The sequence below is a fragment of the Desulfitispora alkaliphila genome (assembly GCF_050433185.1).
GTDB lineage: Bacteria > Bacillota > Desulfitisporia > Desulfitisporales > Desulfitisporaceae > Desulfitispora > Desulfitispora alkaliphila.
On record NZ_JBNPXS010000003.1, the window covers coordinates 134,000 to 141,029 of the forward strand.

Sequence of the window (7,030 nt, forward strand, 5' to 3'; positions counted from 1 at the left end):
TCTCCTCCAATTTTATTTATTACCCACTTGTGTGGTATAATTAGCAAAAATATAAATATTAATTCAAAGGCGGTGTCAGATATGTACAAAGAAAATACAATCCTAGCCCTAGACATAGGGGGCGGTACTCAAGACATTCTCCTATATGACCCCAATAAAACAGTAGAGAACTGCTTCAAATTTGTTTTACCCTCGCCAACGGTACTAATTAAAGAAAAAGTTCAGTCCGCAACAGCTGCAAAAAGAGATATCCACTTAACTGGAGACATTATGGGTGGTGGCCCATGCAAAGCTGCCGTAAAAAAACACATACAAGCAGGCCTTTCAGTTACTTCCACCCCTCAAGCTGCAAAAACTTTTTTTGATGATATAAAAAGAGTAGAGCAAATGGGAATTGTTATTTGTGAAAACCCCAAATCTAACGCTCTGGAAATAGAGCTAAAAGACCTTGAACTCCCAAGCTTGATGACTGTTTTCGATACATATAATATAGCTCATCCCCAAACTGTAGCAGTAGCGGTGCAGGATCACGGAGAAGCTATCGGGCAAAGCAATAGGGTTGTACGTTCTCAAAACTGGCGCACTTTCATTGAAGCTGGCGGCAACCCCTTAGACTTAATATACACAGATGTTCCTGATCACCTGACGCGAATGCTAGCTGTTAAAAGAGCCTACCCTGATGCACTATTAATGGATACAGGACCTGCAGCAATTCTAGGAGCTTTATGCGACCCTAAAGTAGCCTCGAAGCAAGATCAGGGAATTGTTGTGGTAAATATAGGTAACATGCACACTCTAGCTTTCCTCCTAAAGAACAATCGCGTCTTTGGTATGTTTGAACATCACACCAGTATGCTCAGCCCAATTAAACTTGCTCAGTTGGTATCTAAACTGCAAAAGGGAGCAATTACCCAAGAGGAAATATATAACGACGGCGGCCACGGAGGCTCTGTCTCAGATGCAGCTACAAATATGACCTTTGACTTTATAACCGTAACTGGCCCCAATAGACACCTTGCCCATAAACTAAATTGTCATCCAGCTGTTCCTCACGGTGATATGATGCTCTCCGGGTGCTTCGGTCTTGTGTCAGCAGTGCACGCTTTACCTTCATAGATATTTTAACCTTGGTAAGAGCAAATGGCAATGCTTAATAAATAGTTCACACTCAAACTAAGTAATCTAATTGAGCCTCTGGAAAATATTTTTCCAGTTTTAAGCGGAAAAATTCCTTAAGTTCTTCATAGTTCTCTTTTGGGTACACATATTTCGTATACCCAAACTGCCCATATTTAAGTTTCCTCTCACTTTCATCCATGGGAAGCTGACTGTCGGGAAATACTTGCTCAATATTTGCCTTAGCCCTTTTTGTAAAACGGTGAGCTATAACCTCAAACTTCAGGTCTAAGTCTTTACAATCTGATGGCAGCTTCTCTGATAATTGCCTTAGCATTTCATCATACTCATTTTTCCAATCCTCGTATATTATCACAGGAGCTATAATAAAACCCATGGGATACTTCGCTCTAGCCACTTTTCCACTAGCTTCTATGCGCAAATTAGCACTAGGGGTCCCCTGTTCAAACTGCTTAATAATTCTATCCGTATTTATACTAAATCTAAACCTGGTATGGCCTCCATGGTCTAAACTTAATAGGGAGTCAACTCCTGTAAACTTAGTTACAAATCGAAACCGTCCTAATTTTTCTTTTGCAAAAAAAGAGATTGTATTTTCTAGGGCTTTCGAATAAGGCTCCACTGCTAAGGGATCTGATGTAGCTGCTCCTTCAAACACCGTTATTTCAGGTGCCCTCTTTTCTATATACTCTTTAGCTTTCTTTAATATTTCCTCTTGGTTTACATAAATTCGCAAATATGGTTTTTTCCCCAGGGTAGTTTGCAAATAACAGTATTGACACATACCCGGACAGCTTGTAACAAGTGGTAGCTGGTAGTTAGCCGATGGCTTACAGCTTTGAAAGCTTAATGTTTTTCTAACTCCCACAACTAGAGTTTTTTTTGCTTCCATATAGGCCTGCTGTGGTGTTTTACCCGGGATTCCTGTAACTCTATTGTGAGCAGGAAGCACCTTTGTCAGTACTTTTTCCTCTTTAAAGCGTTGGTATAACTCTTTTCCCAAAGGATACTCTAGTGCATCTTGCTCAAATAACACTCGCTTTGGACGATACATAGCCTCCTCCTTTATACGTTATCAATGACTTTATACAACTTATTCTCCCCTTAATTTCTGACTATATGATTAAAGCAAACACCAATCGACTTGTTGTTTAATATTTTTTCACTTCTTATTAGAAAAACAGTCGAAGACAACTAGTTTTTGACAGAATTAAATCCTATATTTCCCATATAGGACATGTTATAATTTCATTAACTTTTTACCATCTAAGAGGGGGATGATGGCACCAATGCGATATCCATGCTTAACAGTTCTAATACTTGTCATATTCATCTGGGGAGCAAGTGTAGAACCGGCTACTTCCTCTGAAAGAAAACATTGCAATATTACTAAGGTCGTTGTGCGCGCCATGGAAGATGATTGGTGGATGGTTTCTTCTTCAGAGGAACAACTAACTGAGGCACTGGCCGAAGTTTTTGCAGGAGATCTACTTGAGGAAATGGTGGGTACTATCTACCCTTTTGTTGCAGAACCTCAAGGCATCCACCAAAAGGTAACTGCTTCATGTCATAGGGTTTTCGCTATATCCGATAAAGCCATAGTATTCTCTAAGTTGGGCCTGTACGAGAGAGACCTCTTTGATGTAAATAAAGTAGACACAGGAGTTGGCATGTTCTTTCTAACCAAAAATCAGGAAAGTTGGTATATAGAAAAAATGAAATTAGAGTGGAATAAAAGCCGTTGACTGCAGTCAACGGCTTTTATAATAATCTTATTCTTTTTCAAAAGCGTCTTTACCTAAACCACAAAGAGGACAAACCCAATCATCAGCTACTTCTGAAAATGGCGTTCCTGGATTAACACCATTATCTGGATCTCCCTCTGCAGGGTCATATACATAACCACAGGCACTACATACCCATTTTTCCATTTAGCACTCCTCCTTTTTTATCCCCATTTTCCTTTTGAAATGTGAGTTTGAATTTCTGCTTTAATAGACTGTTGTAAAAATTCAGATGTTTCTAATGCCTCTTTAAATACTTTTACGCAACCGGGATCTAGTTCATCTTCAATCCCCTCTTCACTAAGATAAGCTACTTCATTAAGTACAGTGTTAAGTTGCATTAATAAATCGTTAGTATAGGCAGAGCGCTCAATTTTATCCACTTGCTCATCTGGTAACTGGGCAAACTTTTCCTTTGGAGCTCCGCACTTAGGACACTTTTCTGGTGCATCTTCATCATAAGTAATATAATTACACACTTCACATTGCCACATAAAATAATTACCCCCTTTTATAATTAACTTTTAAAAGCCTCTGCTTCTGGTCGGTAAAACTCGTGAGAGTGCTTACACAATGGGCAAATATCCACTGGTACATTGTCTTCTACGATATACCCACAAACCTTACATCTCCAAGTCACTTTTTCTTCAGTAGCAGGTCGCTTATTAGCCTTAACTAGTTTTAATAGAGCCTCATAGCGTTCAGCGTGAGCTTTTTCTACCTTTGCCAACTCCTCGAAAAGCTGTGCTGCTTCTTCATTCCCCTCTTCTCTGGCTTCAGCAGCAAACTTTGGATACATATCTTCGTGCTCATAAGTTTCGCCTTCTAAAGCAGCCTGAAGGTTTTCTTCTGTATTCCCAAGGCCTTTAACAAGCTTAAGTAGAATCTCAGCATGTTTTCTTTCATGATCAGCTGTCTCCTCAAATATGTCTGCAAGCCAGTGCTTCCCCTCGGACCTTGCTACTTTTGCAAAAAAAGTATACTTGTTTCTGGCTTGGCTCTCTCCTGCAAATGCAGCCATGGCATTTTTAAAAGTCTTATCACTCACAGTTATTCCCCCTTGTAGATATAATATGTTTCCTTAATAGTTATATTAGACATTTTTGACCCATTTCCTGCATGAAAAATATATTAATATAAATAATTACTATTAGCGTTAGATTTAATTTGTAATTTAATTAATTGACAAAAATCTCAAAATTAAGTAAAATAGTTAATAATATTCTGTACTTTTCAGAATAGGAGGTGAATTATGAATCTAAAGGATATCACTCAGTCACTTAAAGACAGTGGCTATAAACTCACACCGCAAAGGATAGCTATTATAAAAGTAATGTTGTCTTTTGATAAGCCAGTGAGTGCTTCTAAGGCACACCAGAAGCTGAAAGAACACCATCCTAATGTCAGCCTAGACACTATATACCGCAGCCTACATCTACTATCCAGCCTAGGGATTGTCACACAAATCAACCTGGCTAATCGCGAAAGAGAGCTTTTTGAGCTAGCACACCACCACCATCATCTCGTATGCCTTAAATGCGGAAAAGTAATTTGCTTTGATGCCTGTCCCATGTCTTGTACCGAAACAGAAGAAATTGCAGTTAATCAAAACTTTAGTATTGTTAGTCATGCCTTTGAAGTATATGGCTACTGCTCTAATTGTAAGTAAACTACTAAACGCCTAATTTTATAAGGTCCACGACTTGTATTAGCTTGATTTGCTAACTCATACTTTGTCTTGGACCTTATAAAACTCAGGAAGGATTATTAATTAAATTAGGAGGGGATTCACCTTTCAGAGCTTTCACCAGGTTTTGCGCAGCTATAACTGCCATTTTTGTTCTAGTTTCAATACTAGCACTACCTATATGCGGAAGACCCAAGAAGTTATCTAAGGTCAATAGCGGGTGCTTCGTATCCACAGGTTCCTTTGCAAAAACATCTAATCCAGCACCCCATATTTTTTTCTCTTTTAAGGCCCAGTAAAGAGCTTCTTCATTTACAATAGAACCTCGAGCCACATTAATTAAAATTGCTGTTTCTTTCATCAAGCTTAACTCTCGTTCATCTATTAAATCCTTAGTCTCTGGCGTCAGAGGAGTTAAAATTACCACATAATCAGATTGCTTTAATAGTTGTTCAAACTCTACATACGAAACCCCCAGCATCTCTTCCACTTGTGGCTTTCTGCTGCGATTATTATAAATGATATTCATACCAAAGCCCTTAGCTCTTTTTGCTACTGCCTCGCCAATGCGACCCATTCCAAGAATTCCAAGGGTGGCACCGTGAATGTCCATTCCAGTTAGCTCCATAGGAACCCACGTCTTCCATTTTCCCTGCTTTAAATGCTCACTTGCTTCTACTATTCTCCTAGCTACAGCCATCATCAAGGCAAAAGTTAAGTCAGCGGTTGTTTCAGTTAAAACCCCAGGTGTATTAGTAACCATCACGCCTCTTTCTGTACATGCAGGTACATCTATATTGTCATACCCTACAGCCATATTGCTCACTACTTTTAAATTGTTCGATCGGCTAAGTACTTCCTCATCTACCCGATCAGTTAACAATGTGTACAGACCATCTACACCTTCGCTCATTTTCAACAGTTCTTCTCTAGGTATAGGTTCATCTTCTCTTGTCCAATATGCTACGTCTCCAAAATCATTTAAAATTTTTTTTGCTTCTTCAGGAATGTTTCTTGTTACTAAAATTCGTTTCTTCCCCATGCTTTAACCGCCTTTCTAATTTTTTTATATTCCTATTTGTATGAAAATTTGATATAATTACATTATTCAGCACATTATATTTTAGAAAACGAGGTATCTAATTATGGATTTAAAACCAGTCAAAACTCGTCGAATTTATGAACAGATTGTGGACCAAATAAAAAGCCTTATTACTCAAGGAAATCTACACCCAGGAGATAAATTGCTTTCTGAAAGAGAACTGGCAGAGCATCTGTGCGTCAGTCGCGCATCTGTGCGGGAAGCTTTGCGTTCTTTAGAAATAATGGGTCTGCTAGAAATCAAACCCGGTGAAGGCACATATATACGTAAAGCAGATATAAATACTGTGGTCGAACCACTAGTCCTCATGTTCTTGCTTGAACAGGACAAGACCAGAGAACTATTAGAGGTGCGCAAAGGCCTAGAGGTAGAGGCTGTAGGCTTAGCAGCAGAAAGAGCTCTTGAGGAAGATTTATTTTCCTTAGAAAGAGCCTTACAGCAAATGGAACAGGGCTTAGATATAAGTGGTAATGCAGGTGAAAAGGCAGATTTGAAATTTCACTTTGCTATTGCCGAAGCTTCTCATAACTCTATTCTCATTCGCTTAATGAATACTGTTCACGATTCTATGAATCAGACTTTAAAAACTACAAGGCAGTTATGGATTTCCAATACTGATGGGACTGCCGAAAGACTTTATGAAGAGCATAGGGCAATCTATATGGCTATAAAAAATAAGCATATAGAGAAGGCCCGACAAATAATGTACGAACACTTAATTAAAGTAGAACAAGAACTTTGTAAAATTAGAGCTAACTCTTGATATTCACCTTATTTTATTTTTTATTTTGTGTAACTTATATTATTATTATTTTCTTTTTATATTAACAGATTCCTGCAATACTTTAACCAAAATAAAGACAGGAGCCTTGACAAAGGTCAGTTCATTGAGGCACCTGTCTTTTATCATATTTCTATTTACTTTTTATACTTTTCATCCAATTTTTCTGCCAGTAACTGGGCTGTGTGCTTTACCTTGATTGGCGAGTTCTTTTTGTGAAGTCCTCCCCCAATCTGTAGCATACACCCTGGACAATCTACTCCAACTATTTCCGCACCTGTTTCTTCAACGTTTTTCATCTTTAATTCAAGGATTGGCTTGGATATTTCAGGGTGTTTTGCCATGTATGAACCACCCATACCGCAACAAATGTCGCTACCATTCATTTCTACTAAATCATAGCCTGCTCCCTTTGTAATTAGCTCTCTCTGCTCTTTGTGAATGCCTAAAGAGCGCTTAAGGTGACAGGAGTCATGGTAGGTAACCTTTTTCCCGTTTGCTTTAGCTGCTGGAGCATTACCCCTAAGCTCATGCACTAG

At 38.7% G+C, this 7,030-nt stretch carries 10 protein-coding genes; 4 read left to right on the forward strand and 6 right to left on the reverse strand.

The features are described 5' to 3' along the window. Positions 1 to 81 precede the first annotated feature (81 nt). Positions 82 to 1,116 (forward strand): DUF1786 domain-containing protein, encoded by a 1,035-nt coding sequence (locus GGQ84_RS02315; protein ID WP_429158614.1) that lies wholly within the window; start codon positions 82 to 84, stop codon positions 1,114 to 1,116. 52 nt (positions 1,117 to 1,168) lie between these two features. Here GGQ84_RS02315 and splB read toward each other — a convergent pair whose 3' ends face one another. Next, complete coding sequence (splB, locus tag GGQ84_RS02320; RefSeq protein WP_429158616.1) at positions 1,169 to 2,191, reverse strand: spore photoproduct lyase; 1,023 nt, start codon at positions 2,189 to 2,191, stop codon at positions 1,169 to 1,171. Positions 2,192 to 2,414: 223 nt separating this feature from the next. On the opposite strand from splB, the gene GGQ84_RS02325 reads away from it, so the two are divergent. Next, entirely contained in the window at positions 2,415 to 2,882 is a 468-nt protein-coding gene (locus GGQ84_RS02325; RefSeq protein WP_429158619.1) for a hypothetical protein, read from the forward strand. Between the two features lie 27 nt (positions 2,883 to 2,909). Here GGQ84_RS02325 and rd read toward each other — a convergent pair whose 3' ends face one another. Genes rd through GGQ84_RS02340 form a run of 3 tightly spaced genes read right to left on the reverse strand, consistent with a single transcriptional unit; the run spans position 2,910 to position 3,969 of the window. Further along, on the reverse strand, positions 2,910 to 3,068 hold the full coding sequence (gene rd, locus GGQ84_RS02330) for a rubredoxin (protein WP_429158621.1): 159 nt from the start codon (positions 3,066 to 3,068) through the stop codon (positions 2,910 to 2,912). Between the two features lie 17 nt (positions 3,069 to 3,085). Then, positions 3,086 to 3,415, reverse strand: a complete 330-nt coding sequence (locus tag GGQ84_RS02335) for a rubredoxin-like domain-containing protein (RefSeq protein WP_429158624.1) — start codon at positions 3,413 to 3,415, stop codon at positions 3,086 to 3,088. A gap of 23 nt (positions 3,416 to 3,438) precedes the next feature. Beyond that, the gene (locus tag GGQ84_RS02340) at positions 3,439 to 3,969 is read right to left on the reverse strand and encodes a rubrerythrin family protein (RefSeq protein ID WP_429158626.1); all 531 of its coding nucleotides are present in this window, start codon (positions 3,967 to 3,969) and stop codon (positions 3,439 to 3,441) included. A gap of 204 nt (positions 3,970 to 4,173) precedes the next feature. Here GGQ84_RS02340 and GGQ84_RS02345 point away from each other — a divergent pair, with 204 nt between their 5' ends. Beyond that, entirely contained in the window at positions 4,174 to 4,590 is a 417-nt protein-coding gene (locus GGQ84_RS02345; RefSeq protein ID WP_429158629.1) for a Fur family transcriptional regulator, read from the forward strand. An 85-nt stretch (positions 4,591 to 4,675) separates the two neighbouring features. Here GGQ84_RS02345 and GGQ84_RS02350 read toward each other — a convergent pair whose 3' ends face one another. Then, a complete protein-coding gene (locus GGQ84_RS02350; protein ID WP_429158631.1) occupies positions 4,676 to 5,650 on the reverse strand; it encodes a 2-hydroxyacid dehydrogenase in 975 nt (324 codons plus the stop codon). 103 nt (positions 5,651 to 5,753) lie between these two features. Here GGQ84_RS02350 and GGQ84_RS02355 point away from each other — a divergent pair, with 103 nt between their 5' ends. After that, positions 5,754 to 6,473 carry a FadR/GntR family transcriptional regulator gene (locus GGQ84_RS02355; protein WP_429158634.1) on the forward strand — a complete coding sequence of 240 codons (720 nt, stop codon included), beginning with the start codon at positions 5,754 to 5,756 and terminating at the stop codon, positions 6,471 to 6,473. A gap of 155 nt (positions 6,474 to 6,628) precedes the next feature. Here the strand turns inward: GGQ84_RS02355 and GGQ84_RS02360 are convergent. After that, a partial coding sequence (locus GGQ84_RS02360; RefSeq protein WP_429158637.1) for a (Fe-S)-binding protein occupies positions 6,629 to 7,030 on the reverse strand: 402 nt, incomplete at its 5' end.